General features: G+C 67.6%; 17 protein-coding genes. 2 read left to right on the top strand and 15 right to left on the bottom strand.

The features are described from left to right. Positions 1-2: 2 nt before the first annotated feature. Complete coding sequence (locus FE633_RS47485) at positions 3-146, top strand: hypothetical protein (protein ID WP_171060216.1); 144 nt, start codon at positions 3-5, stop codon at positions 144-146. Between the two features lie 235 nt (positions 147-381). Further along, on the top strand, positions 382-927 hold the full coding sequence (locus FE633_RS33450) for a hypothetical protein (RefSeq protein ID WP_138048921.1): 546 nt from the start codon (positions 382-384) through the stop codon (positions 925-927). A gap of 42 nt (positions 928-969) precedes the next feature. On the opposite strand, the gene FE633_RS33445 is transcribed toward FE633_RS33450, so the two are convergent. The 15 genes from FE633_RS33445 to FE633_RS33375 form a co-directional block, all read right to left on the bottom strand. Continuing rightward, positions 970-1620 carry a hypothetical protein gene (locus FE633_RS33445; protein ID WP_138048920.1) on the bottom strand — a complete coding sequence of 217 codons (651 nt, stop codon included), beginning with the start codon at positions 1618-1620 and terminating at the stop codon, positions 970-972. Positions 1621-1626: 6 nt separating this feature from the next. Then, positions 1627-3015 carry a putative T7SS-secreted protein gene (locus FE633_RS33440; RefSeq protein WP_138048919.1) on the bottom strand — a complete coding sequence of 463 codons (1389 nt, stop codon included), beginning with the start codon at positions 3013-3015 and terminating at the stop codon, positions 1627-1629. Further along, positions 3012-3314: a hypothetical protein gene (locus FE633_RS33435; RefSeq protein WP_138048918.1), complete on the bottom strand. Its 303-nt coding sequence runs from the start codon at positions 3312-3314 to the stop codon at positions 3012-3014. The genes FE633_RS33440 and FE633_RS33435 overlap by 4 nt, the downstream gene beginning before the upstream one ends. After that, on the bottom strand, positions 3311-3976 hold the full coding sequence (locus FE633_RS33430) for a hypothetical protein (RefSeq protein ID WP_138048917.1): 666 nt from the start codon (positions 3974-3976) through the stop codon (positions 3311-3313). Before FE633_RS33430 ends, FE633_RS33435 begins: the two co-directional genes overlap by 4 nt. Before the next feature lie 491 nt (positions 3977-4467). Next, a complete protein-coding gene (locus FE633_RS33425; protein WP_138048916.1) occupies positions 4468-5760 on the bottom strand; it encodes a hypothetical protein in 1293 nt (430 codons plus the stop codon). Further along, a complete protein-coding gene (locus FE633_RS33420; protein WP_138048915.1) occupies positions 5750-7933 on the bottom strand; it encodes a hypothetical protein in 2184 nt (727 codons plus the stop codon). The genes FE633_RS33425 and FE633_RS33420 overlap by 11 nt, the downstream gene beginning before the upstream one ends. Before the next feature lie 73 nt (positions 7934-8006). After that, positions 8007-8537 carry a hypothetical protein gene (locus FE633_RS33415; RefSeq protein ID WP_138048914.1) on the bottom strand — a complete coding sequence of 177 codons (531 nt, stop codon included), beginning with the start codon at positions 8535-8537 and terminating at the stop codon, positions 8007-8009. A gap of 39 nt (positions 8538-8576) precedes the next feature. Then, complete coding sequence (locus tag FE633_RS33410; protein ID WP_138048913.1) at positions 8577-9467, bottom strand: hypothetical protein; 891 nt, start codon at positions 9465-9467, stop codon at positions 8577-8579. Between the two features lie 47 nt (positions 9468-9514). Further along, a complete protein-coding gene (locus FE633_RS33405) occupies positions 9515-10180 on the bottom strand; it encodes a hypothetical protein (RefSeq protein WP_138048912.1) in 666 nt (221 codons plus the stop codon). A gap of 51 nt (positions 10181-10231) precedes the next feature. Further along, positions 10232-11446 (bottom strand): methyl-accepting chemotaxis protein, encoded by a 1215-nt coding sequence (locus FE633_RS33400; protein WP_138048911.1) that lies wholly within the window; start codon positions 11444-11446, stop codon positions 10232-10234. A gap of 2 nt (positions 11447-11448) precedes the next feature. Then, positions 11449-11751 carry a hypothetical protein gene (locus FE633_RS33395; RefSeq protein WP_138048910.1) on the bottom strand — a complete coding sequence of 101 codons (303 nt, stop codon included), beginning with the start codon at positions 11749-11751 and terminating at the stop codon, positions 11449-11451. 140 nt (positions 11752-11891) lie between these two features. Then, entirely contained in the window at positions 11892-12977 is a 1086-nt protein-coding gene (locus tag FE633_RS33390) for a hypothetical protein (protein ID WP_425473260.1), read from the bottom strand. Then, positions 12974-13645 (bottom strand): hypothetical protein, encoded by a 672-nt coding sequence (locus FE633_RS33385; RefSeq protein WP_138048909.1) that lies wholly within the window; start codon positions 13643-13645, stop codon positions 12974-12976. The genes FE633_RS33390 and FE633_RS33385 overlap by 4 nt, the downstream gene beginning before the upstream one ends. A gap of 349 nt (positions 13646-13994) precedes the next feature. Then, positions 13995-15017, bottom strand: coding sequence for a hypothetical protein (locus tag FE633_RS33380; protein ID WP_212747315.1), 1023 nt, complete (start codon positions 15015-15017; stop codon positions 13995-13997). A gap of 132 nt (positions 15018-15149) precedes the next feature. Next, the gene (locus FE633_RS33375) at positions 15150-16373 is read right to left on the bottom strand and encodes a PQQ-binding-like beta-propeller repeat protein (RefSeq protein WP_171060215.1); all 1224 of its coding nucleotides are present in this window, start codon (positions 16371-16373) and stop codon (positions 15150-15152) included. Between the last annotated feature and the right edge of the window lie 162 nt (positions 16374-16535).

Raw genomic sequence — 16535 nt, 5'->3', positions numbered from 1 at the left:
CCGTGTACATACCTTCCAGCGCCCTCAACGGCAGCCGACGCCACCGCCTCGCCGTCGGCACGTTGCTCTTCGTCTCCATGCTGCTCGCCGGCGTGGCCCTGACCGTCACCGCGTTCCAGTCGATCGGTGGTGACGCGCCGCGGTGACAGCAGCGGGTGGTTCGGTATCGGGCTCGCTGTGGTGTTCGGGTTGCCCACCGTCGTGTGGCTTGTTGCGGCGGTGCTGCTCGTGTTCTTCCGGAGCGGGAGCGATGACGCCTCCGCCGCGTCCGCTCGTACGACCGCGCCGCCGAGGCCACGTCGCGACTGGGGTCCCATCGGCTGAACGTGTCGCCGTTGGCCAGCTATCCTCTACCGGACCTCGCGAGGAATGGGAGAGTCCATGTCTGTTGGATCAGGGGCCGGAGAGTCCCAGGCGCAGAATGGTGGGCGCTCGTTCGCAGGGAACCTCGCCTTCGGCGTGGGGCTGCTGCTCGTCCTCGCGACCATGACGCTGGGCGGCTATGCGGGCGTCGGCCTGGCCCTCGGCCTGTCGGATGACTCGTTCCTGTCGTCGGCGGTCCCTGACGACGGACGCAACGCGGTGGTGGTCGGGGGTATCGGCGGGGGTGGCATCGTGGGGCTGATGTTGCCGCTGATCCTGTTCGCCGCGGTCCGAGGGACCGAGGAGAAGCCCAGGCTCCGGCCCGGCGAGGCCCTGCTCAAGATGCTTGGTGCCCTCGTTGTCGGCGTCTATCTGCTGGTCGTGTCCCTGGTCGCCGCCCAGCTCGGGTGGATCCTCCCCAAGGGGCTCGTCACCCTGCTGAGCGTCTTCGTCGTCGGCTTCAGCTGGATGCCGCTGGCGCTGATCCCGTGGGAACGGCTCGGGCTCGGGGGCATGGCAGGCCTGATCGATGTCTCCCGCGATCGGGGCAGTTCGGATAAGTGAGGCGGCTCAGGCAAGCAAGGCCGTTCAGGCAAGCGAGGCGGTTCAGACAAGTCGGAGTGACGCCGCCAACTCGTCGGCCATCTTCCCCAGTTCCTCGCCCAGTCCCATAGCTCCCCACAGGAGCCGGCACTCCAGCGCGGTGGGGTGTGCCCGGGGCAGGACGTAGTGGGCCACACCTTCCAGTACCGAGCCGCTGTCTGCATCAGGGTCCGTCGGTTCCAGACGATGCACTCGCAGCGCGGCACCCAGGGGGAGTTCGACCTCCGTGATGCGCGGGGGCACGAAGTACGGTCCTTCGGCGCTCTCGGCCTCCGCTCGCAGCACATCCAGGCGCAGCGACTCGGACGGGACGTTCAACTCCCGTACGGAGTAGAACGCGACGACCCCGCTGTCCTGCGGCGTGAGAAGAGCGGCGCAGAGCGACTTCTGCCGCGCCGCCGCCACCCAGTACCAGAGGACATCCTGGGCGAACGCCTCGCGCCATTCGGCGGGTACGTCTGCCGGTACGTCTGCCGTGAAGTGTTCGTCGGCCACCGACCGCGCCCATGCGTCGGGTTGCTGGGTGGTGAGGTCGAGGACGAGCCAGTTGTGCGGGGCAGGGAGGGTGACGCGGCACTGCTGCCAGTCCGCGTCCGCCGCGGCGCCCGCTCCGGCCGCGCCGCCTGGCGCGTCCGCGGTGTCCCGGGTATGCATCAGCCGCTACCTCCCGGCCAACGAAGCATCGGGCCCGGTCACATCGATGTCGTTGCTCTCGAAGAGCCCGATGAAGCTGTTGGTGTCCGAGGCCGCCCCGGTGCCGGTCGCCCCGATGGCCCAGGAGTTGTACTGCATGGCCTGTTTGAAGGCGTCGGGCGTGCCGATGAAGCTCAGATCCGCCGGATCGATGTTCTTGATGCGAGACAGTTCGTCGACCATCCCGGGGCCCGCGTACATGCTGGCCAGGCCGCGTGCCCCGCCCGCGTTCCAGGCCCCGCGGGCGGCGGCGAGGTTGTCGCCGGCCTTGAACAGGTCCCGCCAGTTGCCCCGGATCGTGCCGAGGTCGTCGGCGAAGGACCGAGGCAGGCCTCGGAACGCGGCGCCCAGGGACACATTGGGCAGCGCGGCGGTCGTGGTCGCTCCGGCGCGCGAGCCGACCATCTCCACGACCAGTGCGCGTCGCGCCGCCGAGCTGAGACCGGGATGCCAACCGCGTACGTACTGCGTCGCCGCGGTCCAGACGCGGCTGCGGCCGACCGTGGCGGCCATCTTCGCTCCGGCCGAGAAGACGCGCCCGATTCCGAAGGTCGCGAGGCCCAGAACGTCCATGGCGACGTCTCCCCACGACCCGTCGCCATTGATAGCGAGGAGCAGATGGCAGACGAGGGATATCGCTGTCGCGATCAGCGCGATGGTGCCCAGTACGCCGGCGATCGCCTGCCCGATGATCGGGATCCAGCCGACCAGCAGTGCCACCAGCCCGCAGACGGCCGCGACGGCTCCCGCGATGTCGGCGACGATGTTCAGGGTGTCGCGCAGCTCGTCCAGCCAGGAGTCGTTGAGGTCATCGCTCTCGGTGATCTCATGGATCCGCTTGGCGGCCGCGTCCCCTGCTGTGCTGTGGCGGCTCTTGAGCGTGGCGAGCTTCCCGCGCAGCCCGTCCAGGTCGCCCTGCAGGTCCGTCACCTTGGTGTCGAGCTTCTTCTGCCCGCCCTCGTCGGTGTCCTTGGGCGGGTTGTCCGCCTGGGACTTGGCGGAGGAGAGATCGCCGCTCTTCGTCTCCGCCTGTTCCAGAAGCCGGTCCGCTTCGCCCTGGATCGTTTCGAGTTCGGTGTAGTACTCCTTGAGAGCGGCACCTGCCTCGCTGTAGCGGTCGTGCGCCTTGCTCACGGTCTTGGCCGTGTCGTCGGCCTTCTCGGCGAACTCCCGTCCCGCATCGGAGTCCCAGCTCTTCTGGTCTCCGAGGCGGCGCAGTGCCGCGGCCGCGTCCGAGATGGTCTTCGCCGTGGCGGTGAAGCGCTTGGAGAGCGCCTGGAGGTCGTAGACGTCACCCGGCACCGGGTCGTCGCTCTCGCCCAGTACCTCCCAGCGGTAATCGGCCGGGCGGGTCACTTCTTCTTGTCCTTGCCGACGAGGGCCTTGTAGAGCTCCGTGTCGATCTCGGTGTACGCCTCGCCGGCCGTCTTGGCCACCTCGCCCAGGCCCTTGATCTCCTCGATCATCTTCTCGCGGTTGTCGTTCCAGCCGTCGGAGAACTCCTGCAGCCGTTCCTGCAGCAGGTTGTGCCCGACCGTGCGCCGGTCGTAGGAGTCCATGAGCTTGTCGAGCCCCTCGAACTCCGTGGCCACGGTGCGCAGTCCGACCCCGGCCGTGTGCAGATCGTCGGTGGAGACCCTGAGTCGCTTGCTCATCCCTGTTGCCCCCGTGGTTTCCGTGGTTCCCGTGGTTCCCGTGATTCATGAGTGCTTTTTCGCCAGCGCAGAGTACCGGCGACCGCGTCGAAGAGCTCCACCATCGCGTCCGCGATCGGTTCCAGTGGCGTGCTGAACGTCAGCATCAGCACCTCGTCCCGATCCGGTACGGGGACGAAGTACTCCACGATGGTGTCCTCGAACTCGGTACCGAGCCGCCGGGCTTCCCGGGTTCGTTCACCGCGCCGCCGACGCGCCGCGCGCCCGGCGGCCGGCAGCCGCACCGGAGTCACCTCGCCCTTGCCCGCCAGCGCCGCGACAGCGTCAAGACTGTCGAATCGCTGGTGGAGTTGGGAGATCAGCAGTGACGCGGACAGAGGGATGCCGGCTGCTTCCAGGAACGACAGATAGAGGACCACGCCCCCTTTGTCGGCCCCCGCCTCGGCGGCACCCAGCAACTGCTCCTCGGACTGGCGGCGCAGCACCGGCTGATCGTCCACACCGGCGAACTGCCTTTTCATCAAGGCGCTCACGGACGCTTCCCGGCGCTCCAGAGGCTGGAGCGGAATGCGATACCAGTCCTCGGGGGTGATCAAGCCGAAGACGTTCTCGCCATCGGCGTGGGCGTCGGCGTTCCGGTCGGACGGCTCGGTCTGCTGCATGCTGACCGACGCTATCCGGGGGGTACGTGTTTTAGCCACAGCGAACTTTTCCGCAAGTGTCGTGAGGGACAGCAGACGGGGTCAATTCGGACCGGGTTGGCCGACGTCCTCGGTGCCGGAGCGTCCCGGGCTCGGGCCACGAAAAAGGCGATCAGCATCGGTAGTTGCTGAAGACCCAGCTGAGGGAAGTCGAGGATCCGCGGCCCCACTTGCCGCTGTCCTGGGCTGCAACCGAGAGAGCGGACCTTGTGCGTTTTCCAGGACTTCCAGTCCGGAGGAGGGCGACGCATCGGGCGTGCAGGGACAGGGGGGGCGAGGGCTGATCGTCCGGTTCTTCGGACGGTCGTGGCCACAGGCCTCGTGGTGGCGCTGGGGGCAGGCTTCCCGGCGGGCTTCCCGGCGTACGCACCTTGATTGCGGCTCGCGCCCGGCTTCTCGGACGCGGCGGGGCCGAGGCGTGCGATCCGTACCGCAGGCTCCGGGCTCTGCTGTCAGTCCCGCTCCGGGGTCGTGGAGGCCGGGAAGGTGCGCGAGAAGTCACCCCGCCCGACCAACTGCGCCAGCCCGCCGTCCGGGTCTTTGAGGAGCGAGCCGTAACCCGTCCTCGCCCAGAGGCCGTCGGACAACTCGAAGTACGGTAGCGGGCGGCCGTCCTCCGTCGTGTCCATGAGGACCTCCGGGGCGCGGCGCGTTCGCACCGCCTCAGCGCAACTCGTGCAGGCCGCCACACGGAGTGATTCGCGGCGGCCCAGGGCGCGCCAGGCGATGCGGTCGGTGGCGCGGCCGTGGAGGGGGTTGAAGAAGCAGAGGGGGAGCGGGGTAGGGGTGGCCTCCAGGGCGTCGCGGCCCTCCGCGGCCAGGGCCAGGACACCGGCCAGGTCCGGGAGACCGCGCGCCGCGTCGAGGACGGTGCCGGCGGCGGCGTAGGCGTCGAGGGCGCTTTGCAGGCCGGGGGTTGAAGGGGGCGCCGACTGGATCGACTCGCCCAGGGACAGGACCTCTGCCTCTGCTCGGCGGCGAACGTCCGCCTCGTCGGCCGTGCGGGCCGCGGTGAACACCGCCCGCGGGTACGTGAGGCGGGCGAGGCGGGCGCCCCTCCGACGTACGAAAAGGAAGGTGACGAAGCCGGCCGCGAGCGCCGGCACAGCGACCAGTGTCGGCCAGAGCCACGATGAAGTGGCCTCGCCACGAGGGGACTTGGGCGTTGATGCGGAGTCGCCGCCCTCGCTGCCCTCACCGCCCAAGTCCTTTGTCGCTTCTTCGTAGGCGTTCGTCCCGTCGCCGTCCTCGATCAGCTCGATCGCCTTCGCCGTCCGGTCCGCCAGGCCCGCGTCGTCCATTTCGTCCAGGAAGCCGACTGTGGCGACCGCGTCGTCCGCCTGGTGGGCCTCGCCAGGCCACTCGTAGCCGTTGAGGGAGTCCGTGAAGTCGCCGTCCGTGGTGATGAGGATGAGGTCGCGCACGCCGAGGCGGTCGTGGACGATCTCCGCGAGGGTGGACGAGTCGCCGTTGAAGGAGTCGCCCTTGGTGAGGGGCGTCAGAGCTACCTTGACGGGCAGGCCCGTTCGCGCGATCTGATGGGCCAGCTCCTTCTGGCGGGCGGGTGGGACAGAGCCTTCGTACGACGGGTCGACGTACACGGGTGACTCGCGCAGGGCGGTCGCGATGCGCTCGCCGGGACTCGGGTCCTTTGCCCAGGAGGCCGGGGCCGCCGAGATGAGCAGTACGGTCACGCAAGCGGCGAGGAGGGCTGAGAGGCCGGCGTGGACTCGCTTAGCGGACACTGACGAACTCCCGTACCTTGTCGATGAGTTGGGGAATCCCGTTGCGTACGGCGGGGAGAGGGCCCGTGGCCTCCTCGTACGGCATGCGCTCGCCGTCCCCCTGTCCTCCCTGCCCCGGCGGCAGCGTCATCCGAAGCGTGTGCACCGTGCTCGGCTCGACGATGGCCGTCTCGCGGCACGGCTGACAGACGGGGAGCAGGCGCCTGCGTACGGTCTCGGCCGGGCCGGAGACGCGTAGGTGATGGCGGCTGACCGCCGGGCCGTGCAGGGGGTTGAGGCCGCAGCACAGGTTGTTCGTGTCGCCGGTGAACGCCGCCCGGCCGGCGCGGGCGAGGACGATGACCGCCACGAGAGACGCGGGGTCCACGTCGTCGTCGGCGAGGGCGTCGATGTCGCCGTCGACGAGCAGCATCGCGGAGTCGAAGCAGTCCCAGGCGCGGATGTCTGCCAAGGGTTCGGCGCCGGCGCCGACGGGGTTGGGAACCTGGTCCTCGGTGAACATCCTTGCCAGTTCACTGAGTTCGGTCTGCGCGGTGCGGCGCAGATACGCGGTGGACGGATCGGTCGGCGCCTCGAAGGGGAGCGCTGCCGTGGGCAGGGGTGCAGGGTTCCGTCGCCGCAGCACCGCGCCGACGATCCCGAGCACGCCCGCGACGATCGCGAAGACGAGCAGCGCGGCAAAGGCACCGACGAGCAGCCCGGGCCAGAAGTCGCCGGAGAAGAGCGGGCGGAGGGCGTGGCTCTCGATGGGTTCCGGCTTCAGGTCGGGGTCGGGGGAGTTGGGGGCGTCCGTACGAGGTGTCTTGTCGAGGAAGGTCATGAGCCGGTCTAGGCGTTCGCTGAGCCGATAGCCGTCTGACTCGCCCGACTCGCCGGAGTCGTCACCGTCGCTGATGGAGTCCGGCAGGTCGAAGAGGAGGTGGTTGTTGTCGAGCCGCAGGCCGTAGCTGACGACGCTGATGCCGCCCTCGAGCGGGTCCGCCACGACGTACACGCCGTCCTTGCCCACCTTGGCGTGCACCGCCTCCGCGAAGACGTACGGGTCACCGGCGGACTCGTCCTCGTACATCTGCGGGACGACGAAGACGAAGACCGGGCCTCCGCTCCTGGACCTGCCGAACTCGCTTATACGGTCGCGTAGTCGGTCTTTCTCTCCGGCATCGAGAACCTGCGGGCTCTCCGGATCCGTGTAGACCGGATCCTGCTTCAGCCGTGCCGCGACCCGCTCGACCCGTGCCGACAGATCGGCGGCGGTGGGCGTCCGCGCGGCGCTCGACGTGGTCTGGTCGAAGGTGAGCCAGGCGGTGAGGGCGATCGCGACGGCGGTGAGGAGCGCGACGCCGGCCACCGCACCGCGGGGTACGCGGGATGCGGCGGCTCGCGGCTTTGTGCTGCCCGGCTTCGCTGCGCGCGCCGAGGGCAGACGGCGCCGCCAGCGACGTACGAAAGCTGTGAGCAGCAGCATCAGCAGAGGTACGCCGACGACCAGGATCCCGGTGAGGAAGGACTGGTTCTCGCGGTCGGCCGGGCCGATGTACAGCTGCTCGGGTTCCTCGCCCCCGTCGCTTCCGTACTTCTCTCGCGCCGCCTCCGCCCGCGCGGCCGCCTTCTCGCCGCCCTGCGCGACGACTTCGGCGAACCGCTCGAAGCTGCGCAAGGGCCCCGCGTCATAGGGCAGTTCATAGAGCGCCGCCGTCTCGGCATCCGCGGCCGGCGCCCGCACCCCGAACGCCACCGCGTTCGTGACGCCCATGTAGTCCACCAGCACGTACAGACCGTCCCGCCCGAGCCGGTCGTGCACCGCACCGAGCAGCGCGTCTCCGTTGGTGGTGGACTGTCCCGGAAGGACGAGGACGTAGGTGGGTACGCCTGTGCGTTTGGCGAGCCTTGCGAAGTCGGGGGCGGTGGAGTGGGGGATTTCTCGCGGGAGTTGGTCGGTGACGTAGACCGGGTTGGCGCGGAGACGGTCGGCTAGGTGGGCGGCCTGGCTCGTGTCGTCTGCGGCCTGAGGCGAGGCTTGTGCCGGGGTGGCGGTAGCGGCGCCGGTGGCGGTCCAGAAGGCGCACAGGAGAAGGAGGACGACCCCGAGGACGTGCCCCCGGTGCATCCGGTGCCTCAGGCGTACGTCGCCCGATGCGAACGCCGTTGCCCGTGCGTACCGTACGTCCCGCATGCCCCGTGGTCTCATTCGCGGCACTCTACTTATCCGTTCGCTTCAGCGAAACGGGTGTCGGCCGGCCACGGTTCTACGGCTGATCCTTCGGCTCCCGCTTCGGGCGCGGGTGAAGATATCCGCTGACCGTGCCCCAGAGGATGGTCACGAACATGACTCCCGCGCCGACGGCCAGCGACGACAGCCCGAACGTCGCCCGGTTGTCCTGGATCGTGAGGTACGGGCTGTCGGCGGATACGTATCCCTCGTCTATGAGGTACGTGCCGACCAGGAGAGCGAACGCGCCGCTGAGGGCGACGACGACCAGGAAAACGGTGCGCGCACGCAGCCAGACATTGACCAGTGCTCCGATGGCGAGGACAAGCGGAAACGCCGCACTGACCAACCGGTCGTCGTACGGCACGAGTTTCGAGGCGAACCACGCGCCGACGGGAACGCCAGTCACCGCGAGGGCGAGGACAGCGGCACCTCGCCAGGCCGCCCCGAAGGCTGTGCGGGGTGACCACGTGTCGTCGGTGCTTGCTTCGCGCATCTCGTCGCTCGGTGGGCTCAGCTCGGACTGCGGCATGGGGGCCTGACTTTCGTCGATCTCGTTCGCCGGCACGGCGTGATGTCCTGAGTCAGGTCATAGAAGTGACCCGCATTACAGTTCACCCGGTTCCGGCACCGCCGGGTCACCCGAGGCGTTCATCAAAATCCCATGCGTATCAAGAAGACCCTTTCCGGCTTTGGCAGGAGTGCAGGACTCGACGAGGACGATTCCGCTGGGAAGCCTGATGTACAGGGGTGGCTGTGCGGTTTCGGGGAGGTTGGACATGAAACGGGACACTCGCCGGCGCTGTGCTTCCGTCAGGGCACTTTCGGGAAGTGCCTCCACACGTCCGGAGAGGACCCCGGCGATTCTCTCGGCGTTGTTCGGATTGCCCGTGAAGAGACGGATCCAGGACTGATCAGTAAACGTGATGCGTACATCGGCGCCGATTTCGCTGAACTCCATGTGCCGAGCCCCGGCGATGGACTCCCGTGGGAACTCACCCAGGACGTCGGCTTCGTCGAGGGCGCCGCTGTGGGTGCCGAGGAAGAGCAGTCGTCGGCTGGTCAGCACGAGATCGGAGCCGTATCCCTCCGGACGTCGCCCGGGGTCCAGTTGCCACGGCACCGTACGGGCGAGGGCACCGGAGGCGGCCCACATCACGGGGAAGTCGTGGACCTCGTTCTCGGGTTCCTCTGGTTTTCCTCTCCCGGATACGCCACCAAGAGGTGAGCCGGCGGCGCCACCGATGTTGGCGATGAGGTTCGCGATCAGCGGGATACCTGTGAGGAAGGCTCGGCCGGTGCGGCGGGCGGCCTGGTCGCCCGCCGTGCGCGGGGTGAAGACGGGGCCAGGAGGCCACCCCGTCAACTCGTCCTGGATGTCGTTGCGTTCGAGGTCGCGGAACCATCTGCAACCGGAGACCGTGGGAGCCACACCGGTCGCGAATTTGACGGTGATGCGGAGAAGTAGGTGTTCATCGGCGGCGGGATACCAGTCCATCAGTACGTCATTTCTCCTGAGATTCCCCGTGGGCGAATTCGGTCGAGTCAGCCGAGCTGACCACTCTGCGCGGGCGACACCGGAAATTCCAACGATCCAACAATTCCGGCAATAGCGTGCGTGAACTCGTCCCACTGTGCCAGGGAAGCCGTATCCAAAGTGATCACAACGGTGTACGGGCCGGTCGAAAAGGGGACGTGCACCTGAATCTGCCCCATCGTCAGTTCCTCGTCGTTGCCGCTCTTCGTGTACTCGCCGTCCACTATGAGCTTACGGAAGGAGATCAGCGAGACTGCGGGACCACAGGGCAGGTCGAGCCAGGTCACGTCGCGCAGGGGATCAGGGCTGTGGATAGCGAAGATGCCCTGGGCGACGACATCCTGGTCCGTCTCGCCCGACTCGAACACAGCCACGGTGAGCGAACAGTGTGCTACGCCGCCGTCTCCGATGTCGTACAGGCCGATACCGAAGAATGAGACGCCGGCTGACGACATCTCCTGTGCTGTCGCGCTGTACACAGCGCTCATGGCCTCCCACAATGACTCCTCGCCTCGTGGGTAGATGTCCCGGACCAGCCTCGCTACGGCTTCCGTCCGCTCGGTCTCGTCCAGGGAGACCTCGATTGCGTGCATGCCCTCGGGGAGCCGAATGGTCATGGGCGGTAGCGCGATGCCTTCCACGCCCAGGACCTGGACTTCTTCGGCGTTGTCCATACTGTGGCTGTTTCTTTCTTACGGGCCGGTGGTGATCGAGTACGGACGCGCTCAGTTTCCGTAGTCGTTGTGGGCAATGGTGTTGGCCTTGTGACCGGTGAGCCCCGCCTTGATGGTGGCGTCCAGGGCACGACCCGCGTTCCCCATCGGCGCGATCACTTCAGCGCTCTTGACGAACGGTAGCTTTGATCCGATCAGGTTGATTCCCTGAGTACCGAGCCATTGCCCCTGGCGGATGTTCTGCAGCCCGCTCTCGACGGCGAGAGCCGTACGGCTGCCGCCTTCGCCGAGTTTGATGACGGGAATGGTCTTCGCGGGACCGAAGAGAACGAACATCTTGCTGGTGGCCTGAGCCCCTTCATAACCCGAGCCGAGCTTGGCAGCGCGTGCCATCGCGTTGGTGCCCTTGGCGAGCTCGGCGGTTCCGGTGAGTCCCTTGATGCCGGGAAGGATGCCGAGTGCATCGAACCCGATATCGACCCAACTGACATCCGCACCAGCCGCTTTGGCCACCAGGTGGGTGAGCAGGGCCGCTCCGCTCGTGACCATCGCCGCGGCGGCGAAGATCGCCCCGATCGGTTCGAAGGGAGCGGTGATGATGGCCAGGACGCCCAAGGCGCTGCTGATCAGACTCAGTACATCACCGATCTGTTTGATGAGGTCGGCGTGCTCCTTGAGCCAGTCACCGACGGCGTCCCACGCTTCGGCGACCCCCTGGGTGAGCTTGTCCCAGAACCCGGGCTCGTCCGGGGCGATGTCGCCGGCCTTGTCGAGCTCCTTGCTGATGTTCCCGGCGGCCCGCTTGTACCGCTCTTCGAGGTCGTGGACCTTGCTGGTGACCTCGTCCACCGCGCCGGAGGCCTTGCCGAGAGCCTCGCTGCCCTTGCCGTCGCCCTTCGCATCGGATTTCTGCTGGGCCGTCTCCTTGGCTTCCAGCTTCTCCCCGGCGGACTTCTCGAGCCGGTCCGCCTCATCCTGGAAGTCCTGGAGCTCTTTGGCCCATCGGTGCAGCGCGCGCGAGGCCTTGTCGAAGGAGCCGTGGCTCTTGCGGATGAGAGGGGTGACGTCCTTCCCGACGTACTCGGTGAAGGCGACTGCTGTCCTGCCCTTCCAGGCGCCGGCCTCGATCCGCTCCAACTCATGCAGAGTGGTGCTGAGTTCGCTCGCCAGCCCGCCGAGCTTCTTGGCGAGGTCCCGGGTGTCGTCGACGTCGCCGGGCGTCGGGTCCCAGCCTATGTTCGGAAAGGCGGGGCGCTTGCCTGCCACGTCTACTTGCCCTTCTTCTTCGTCGACTTGAGGGACTCGGCCAGATCGTGGTCGAGCTTGCCGAACTCCTGGCCTATCTTGTTGATCATCTTCACGGCGCCGTGCGTGTGCTTGCCGAGCTGTTTGATGCCGTAGCTCCAGTCGTCGGCGAATTCGTGGATCTCCTCAATGAGCTTGCTCTCGCCCACCGCCGATCCGTCGGCGCCGCGGAGTGTGCGGCGCGCGGTGTCCATCCGGTCGCTGATCGTCGAGAAGGTCTTCTTCAGATCCTCGAAGACGGTGTCTTCAAGGCGCAGGTCGCTCATGCTCTGGTCCGGGTTTCCTGAGTGGTTCGTCAGTGGGGGGGTGGTGTTTTCAGGAGGTGAGGGATGGTGTCCTTAAGAGGAGGCAGAGCTGCGGCCGGCTCCGTGGGGTGAACCGGCCGCGCGTCACGTGCTCCGCTCGCTCAGCGGTTGATGGACTGGATTTCTTCGACGGTGACGTTCTGGACGGCCTCGATCGTGCCGTCGGGCAGGTTGACCGCTCCGGCCTGGCCGGTGCCCGTCCAGCTGATCTCCCAGGTGAGTTGTGCCTTGAGAGGGAACGTGCCGCCGTTGGAGGAGCGGCGGTAGATGATGCCGCAGGGAGGGGTTTCCTTGGACTTGCCCTTGGCGTAGGGCTCGCCGATCTTGCCGTCGACGATGGGGCATTCGCCGTTGGCGGGGATGGTGGTGGCGTCTTCGGTGCCGGGGTCGAGGGTGAGGGACTTGGGGGTGGCGGTCGTTGTCGCCTGGATGTTGAATCCGGGGACGTTGATGGCCGCCGTGGCCTGGACGTCGTCGAAGACGGCGTCGTCGAGCCAGGCCCAAGTCGGCAGGTTCACCTTCGTGTTGCCGTTGGGAGCGAGCGTGACCTTGGTGCCGGGGAGCTCCATGTGCTGGTAGGCGAGGGCGGCAAGCATCTCCGGAGTGATGGCCTCTTCGTACTGGGGCGGCGGGGGCTCGCCGTTGTCGACCCAGAAGGGGAGGTCGCTGCACGAGTTCCGCTTGAGGAAGTCCGGCTCGTTGGGGTTCTCGACACCGGCCCAGAACATCCCCTCGCCGTCCTTCTCGACGTTGTAGTCCTTGTAGCCAGGGGTGTCGGTCCAGCCGTACTCGTCCTCGTAGTGGCGCTGCATCTCGCCGAACGCCGCGCCCGCGCTGCCCCCCATGCCGGGCGTGTTCTTGGCGTTGTCGATGTCCTTGGACATCTTCTTTTTGAAGTCCTTGGCGCCGAGGTAGGGGGCGTACCAGCAGGGCGGCGGATCCCAGTTGATGTCGGAGGACGTCACGTTCCCGGCGCTGCCGTCCTTGGTGACGGCTCCGGAGTACTGGACCTGTGCGGCGGCGTAGATGCCAGTGCCGTCTCCGCCGCCTCGTTCGTCGGTGCTGGCGCCCTTGCCGTTGCCCGTCTGCTCGGCCGCGTAGGCCGGTTCCGCGAGGATGAGGGAGCCGAGGGCCAGCATCAGGGCAGCCGTGCCGGTGCTGAGGGTCGTACGCCGTGATCTGTTCACCGGCACTTCTCCGCCTTCGTCTCGACGAACACCTTGGATGCCTGCCACAGGCCTTCACTGGTGGGGGACTTGACCATCACGATCTTGAAGTAGTCGAAGTCCGCGATGCTGGGCGTGCTCTTCAGGACCTTCCCGGTCTTGACCTCTTTGCCATAGAACTTGCTTGAGTCCGCGCAGAACGCGACCTCCACCGAGTTGCCGTTCGGGGCGGACCGGGTGGTGGCCTGGTAGTGGCGCCGGGTGCCGGTGGCCGTCCAGCCGCCGTCGACCCTGCTGTCGATCTGCGTCTTCGCGTAGTGCAGCCCCTCGCCAGTGGAGTAGGCGGTCACGGCCCCGTCCTTGGACGTGCGCTTGTCGACGCCCCGGTAGATGGCGCGGAGGTAGTTGGCGGCGTCGGCCATCGCGGCCGCTTCGTTCTTGTTCTTCGGCTTGTCCCAGTCGAAGACCAGGTTCATGTCCTTGGGCAGGGACACGTCCACGCCGTCCGGCTTGTCCTCCGCCGGTGCAGCCGCGGGGGCCGCCGACTTCTCCGGCTTCTCCGCTCCCTGATCGGCTCCCGCGATCTTGTCGTTGTCCTTCGACTTACCGTCCCCGCCGCCGCAGGCCGTCAGTAGTAGGACTGCGGTTGCGGCGAACGCTGCTGCAACGGGCAAAGTGCGGCGCTTCACTGTGATCTCCCCGTGAGACATGAATCCAGCCAAGAGTCATGACGGTATCCGTGGGGCGAATGGTTTCGCCACAGCGAACTTCCTTGCACGGCTGGGCAGATGAGGATGAACCGGGGCAGCTTGATTGCTCTTGTGGCCTGATCGTGTCTGGGCGCACGGTGACCCCGACGCCAGCCTCGTGTACGGGCCGTGGGGTGGGGTGTTGCTGCCTGTGGGGGTTGTGAGTTGCTTTCGTGACGAGGGTGCTGCGGCCCTGTGAAAGTTGCCGATTCTTCCCGTCGTGGAGGTCTCTCGTGGGTGATGGCCCGCGCCTCCTGAAAGGCCAGGGACCTGAATCGGGTCAGGTGGGTCAGGGAGCGGAATCGCTGACGTGATTCGTCCGCGTTGACGAAACCTCGACCCCTGAAGGCGGCAGCTGACGCGGTTTCATCAGCATCCGCAGCTCCTGCTGCGCGTCGGGCGAGTAGTCCTCCCAGTGGTACTTCATGAGGTCGACTTCAGCGCCGTCCGTGTCCATGAGCATGTCCCGGTCGGAGTGACCGAAGAACCCGTCGGCCGCGCTGGGAGCCAGAGCGGCGACCCGGCAGCAGCCGCACGGGTTCCGGGTGATCACGGGAGGTCCGGCGTCCGGTGCGTGCGCGGCCGCGAAGGCCTCGGCCGTGCTGCGCTGGGCCGGGGTGAGCGAGTCCAGGGGGACGAGGTCGGGCTGGTCGACGATGTGGCGCGTGAGGCGTTCCCGGCGGAGGCAGTTGAGCCGGCACCAGGAGCCGTCGGTGAAGACGACCTTCACGTCGTTGGTGCCCTTGAAGTCCCGTCGCTCGATCGTGCCGATGGTGGACCGGGGTGTCTCCCACAGCACCTCGTCATCGACGATCTCTCGGCGCTTCTCGCTGAAGGGAAGGCCCACGATGACCAGTCGGCGGTCGGTGACGATCGCGTGGGTGCGGTAGTGCTTCTGCTTCGCGCGTCCGGGGTCCAGCTGCCAGGGAAGGGTGCGGGCGATCGTGCCGGGCGCCGCCCACATCACGGGGAAGTCCTCGACCTCGTCGGCACGGTCGCGGGAGGAGTCCGAGCCCGAGCGTCGGCCGTCGCCTCCGACGCCGCCTCCTCCCTGGGAGGTGAGGATGCCCACGATCACGACGCCTACAGCGATCGCTCCGCCCTTGAGGACGTTGCGCGCCAGCGAGCCGCCGCTCGAACGGGCCGTGTAGACGGGTCCCTCCGGCCAGCCCGCCAGCTCGCTCTGGATGTCGTTGCGCTCGGTGTCGCGGAACCAGCGCATACCTCTCACACTCATCGCCGCGCCCGAGGCGAAGGTGACCGGGGTACGGGCGAGCAGGGTCTCGCCCGGATCGGGCTGCCAGTAGTCCATCTCTGTGCGTATCTTCCGGGACGGCGGCGGGCTGACGCTTCAGGAGTGGATTGTGCCAGCGCCTCACGCTGCCACGTCGCCTCGGTGGCAGCAGAGCCCCGCGGCCCGATCCGTAAGAGCTCAAACGCCGTCTCAGGTAAGGCGGCGGCCGGTTTCCGCGTCCGCGCAGTGCAGTCGGTTTACCCTCCGGTCCCGGGTTCTGGACCGGAACAGCACTCGGTCGGCGCCGAGTGGGATCGGCAGGTTGTCCGACACATCCGTGGTCGCCGCCCACAGCACTCGGCCGTCGCGGACCGCGGCCACCGCCTCCCAGTCAGCGACGAACAGATGTCCTGGACCAGCTGTGATCTCCGTCGGCCGCAGCACAGCCCGGTTCCATCCGTCCGGGGTTGCCACTGCCAGCCGTCGCAGCCCGCGTCGCGCGCCGACCTTGGCTGCGTACAGCCGCCGGCGCAGGGAGAGGGCGTACACCCAGTCGCCGACGCACACCGCCGAGTGGGAGAAGGAGGTGAGGCGCCACCTGCCCAGCCGCTGTTTCCCCAGAGTCACGGCTTGGTCGAGACCCGCATAAGCGCAGAGCAGGACGCGGCGCTCGAAGGGCTTGGAGAACAGCACGCGGCCTCCGTCGACCAGAGTGGGTGGACTGGAGAAGTCCTTCAGCGCTCGCTTCGGGAAATACGTTGTGGCCAGTGGCTTCCCGGTGTCCGAGGCACGGATGGCCAGCGCGGGTGAGAAGCCGCCGCTCCAGTCGTGGAAGACCGCTCCATCGCTGATCCCGTCCTGCTCGAGCAAGGTTCCGTACCCCTCGTGCCACACCTCCTCGCCGGTGCGGGCGTCCAGAGCGCGGTAGCCTCCGGCTTCGAAGATCACCCGGTCGCCGCGCACCAGCAGACCCCAGATCCGCTCGAACTCGTCCTCCCACAGCGTCTCTCCGGTCAGCGCATCGACCCCGACGATCCTGCTCCGGTCCTCCCCGGAGGCGTTCCACAGCACCACGGTCGAACCAGCGGCGGCTGCCTCGTGCAGCCCACTCTTCCGGCGCGTCCACCGCACTTCGCCGGTCGCCGCGTCCAGGGCGGTGAACCCGCTGCGGCCGTACTCCCGCAGCGCGGGGACGACAACCGCGCCGTCGGCGCACACCAGCCCGTCCGGATCCGGCTCCGTGAGTGCCTCGCCGCACCAGCGGATCCGGCCGTGCTGAGCGTCGAGGGCCGCTATCCGGCTGTCCGACACCTGTAGGTACACGGTGTCGCCGACGAGGACTGGTCGCCCCAGTGCTCCAGCTGTCGTGCTCAGCGTCCACAAGCCACGTTCGGCATCGGCTTTCATCGTCAACCGCGGTATGCCGTCTGCCACCACAGGCTCCCTCGGACGAAAGTGATCGGCATCGCGGAGCGTAACCGGCGGAGGCTTCCGGTGGGGAGATCCGTTCTGCGGCAAGCCAGGAACATTCCGGCTCCGTTGAGAGCGACGCCGTCGCGATGCCGGAATCTCCCGCCTCGACTCCACGAGACCCTC

The sequence above is a fragment of the Streptomyces montanus genome, from assembly GCF_005786655.1.
In the GTDB taxonomy this organism is placed as follows: domain Bacteria; phylum Actinomycetota; class Actinomycetes; order Streptomycetales; family Streptomycetaceae; genus Streptomyces; species Streptomyces sporangiiformans.
Note: the sequence above shows the minus strand (reverse complement) of the source record. Positions and strands in the feature narration are given on the sequence as shown.

Excerpts from the sequence above, each read along its gene's own strand:
- FE633_RS33450 (WP_138048921.1), top strand. The coding sequence starts at position 382 with ATGTCTGTTGGATCAGGGGCCGGAGAGTCCCAGGCGCAGAATGGTGGG.
- FE633_RS33445 (WP_138048920.1), bottom strand. The coding sequence starts at position 1,620 with ATGCATACCCGGGACACCGCGGACGCGCCAGGCGGCGCGGCCGGAGCG.
- FE633_RS33435 (WP_138048918.1), bottom strand. The coding sequence starts at position 3,314 with ATGAGCAAGCGACTCAGGGTCTCCACCGACGATCTGCACACGGCCGGG.
- FE633_RS33430 (WP_138048917.1), bottom strand. The coding sequence starts at position 3,976 with ATGCAGCAGACCGAGCCGTCCGACCGGAACGCCGACGCCCACGCCGAT.
- FE633_RS33420 (WP_138048915.1), bottom strand. The coding sequence starts at position 7,933 with ATGCGGGACGTACGGTACGCACGGGCAACGGCGTTCGCATCGGGCGAC.
- FE633_RS33410 (WP_138048913.1), bottom strand. The coding sequence starts at position 9,467 with ATGGACTGGTATCCCGCCGCCGATGAACACCTACTTCTCCGCATCACC.
- FE633_RS33405 (WP_138048912.1), bottom strand. The coding sequence starts at position 10,180 with ATGGACAACGCCGAAGAAGTCCAGGTCCTGGGCGTGGAAGGCATCGCG.
- FE633_RS33395 (WP_138048910.1), bottom strand. The coding sequence starts at position 11,751 with ATGAGCGACCTGCGCCTTGAAGACACCGTCTTCGAGGATCTGAAGAAG.
- FE633_RS33380 (WP_212747315.1), bottom strand. The coding sequence starts at position 15,017 with ATGGACTACTGGCAGCCCGATCCGGGCGAGACCCTGCTCGCCCGTACC.